This window comes from Shewanella sp. SG41-4, from assembly GCF_014164505.1.
Lineage (GTDB): Bacteria > Pseudomonadota > Gammaproteobacteria > Enterobacterales > Shewanellaceae > Shewanella.
In genome coordinates this window covers 1-1,766 of record NZ_JACJFI010000528.1, presented here as the reverse complement: position 1 = coordinate 1,766, position 1,766 = coordinate 1, and the positions used below count along the sequence as shown (strand labels likewise).

Genomic DNA, 1,766 nt, shown 5'->3' with positions numbered 1-1,766 from the left:
CCGATGTTATTCAAATAAAACGTTTTATAGGTCCAAGTATTGGGTTCGGTGACGGTAGTGATAGCCCCGTAGGTGATAACACAAGATTTTCTGTTTCAACCACATCAACCCAAGCTATATTTTTTAATGGCCTTGATCCGGCAACTAATTTAGTAAATTCTAGAGTTTGGGAATACCAACACCATGTTTATTTTATTGATATTGAGAATGGTGCTCCGATTTTAAGTCGTAAAACGCTAACGAATACAGGTATGAAAAATGATGAACAACTTGTTGAAGGAATAGAGAATATTCGTTTTTTATATGGATTTGATAATAATGGCGATAACACACCAGATACTTATGTGCCTGCCGCTGATGTGTTAGCTCCAGTGTGGGATAATGAAACATTACAAAGATTAGTGGCTGTGAAAATATATGTATTAGTGCGCTCAGCTCAAGCTGATAATAGTTATGATAATCAAACAACTTACCAGCTGGGTGACAAGCAGATAAATCCCTTTAATGATAATTTTAGACGGAAAGTGTTATCGACTACTGTCGTTTTAGAAAATCCTGTATTGATAAGGAATTAGATGAGTATTTCTATTATAAAACAAAGAGGTATCGTTTTATTTCTATCTCTAGTTGTTCTAGTGATTATGACTGTCATAGGTATTGCATTAGCTGTTAACTCAACGCAGTCTTTACGAATGTCTGGTGCTGGAGCTGAACGTATCGAAGCTATGTCTGTCGCAAATGGGGGCTTAGAGCAAGTCATTGCTAATAATTCAGGCGCTTCTTTTAGTAATTTGTTAGCAGTAAAAACGGAATCAGTTTTTAACAGCACTCAAGTTATTACGCCATTACCAGAAACGGGCGTTAGAGACGTTGGTTGTCAAAGAACATCTAATGCTATGGGCTTAAATTTAGTCAGTTGCAGGCGTTCTCAAATAACAAGCACAGCCCAATTTGGCCGTGATAACTTAGGTTCGTTAACTGTTGCTGCAGGAGTTGAGCAGCAAGTGTTAGCAGGGAATTAATATCATGAAAAACAAAATTATAATTAGTGTAATAGCTATACTCGTCACTATTTCTAGTGGGTTATTTGCTGATGATACCGAGCTTTACTTGATCGACCCAAGTAAAGCCACGGGTAAACGTCCACAAATTTTATTTATTTTTGATAACTCAGGTAGTATGAATACGGAGGATCAGCAGTCAGTTAGTCCTTATTGTTCAATAAGTGATGAAGCCGCTGGCAATTGTAGTTATCCTGATGGTTATGAAACCTATCTAAATTCCTATTCTGGCTACATAAATAATAAAGCATTGTATTGGGCGGGTGGTGGTGTCGATAATTCAATTTCACCCACACCCGATGAACCAAATGATGCTCGTCGTTTTTATTCCCAGAGTAATAATTGCAACAAGTCGTTAGAAGCTTTAGCCAAATATGGGCAATATAATGGCTATTTTCATGAATTTCAAAAACGGGGACAGACTGGTTCATGGGAACCATTAGTTGAAAATAATGGTTTGAATAAAAATCAGGTTTTTGACTGCGCGCAAGATATTTTAGAGTACGACGCTAAAAACCCTGGTGTAGACAAGCAAGGTAATTCATATGCTGATGGTTATCCAGTAAATACTACAGCAATGTATACAACTAATACAGGGACAGAAGCACGTAACTTAAGCTATAACAGTACAGGTTTTGGTACTGGTAGTGTTGTAACAGTGTATACCCCAAATTATTTGGTTTGGTATAAATGGGTTACCACAAC

The 1,766-nt window shown here is 37.1% G+C and carries 2 protein-coding genes and 1 pseudogene; all 3 read left to right on the top strand.

Going from position 1 to position 1,766, the window contains the following annotated elements; all coding sequences use genetic code 11:
• On the top strand, positions 1 to 575 hold a 575-nt coding region (locus H5202_RS21905; RefSeq protein ID WP_182773896.1), incomplete at its 5' end, for a PilW family protein.
• A gap of 12 nt (positions 576 to 587) precedes the next feature.
• Positions 588 to 1,022, top strand: a complete 435-nt coding sequence (locus H5202_RS21900; RefSeq protein ID WP_123776819.1) for a PilX N-terminal domain-containing pilus assembly protein — start codon at positions 588 to 590, stop codon at positions 1,020 to 1,022.
• Positions 1,023 to 1,026: 4 nt separating this feature from the next.
• A pseudogene (locus H5202_RS21895) lies at positions 1,027 to 1,766 on the top strand (pilus assembly protein); the annotation flags it as partial.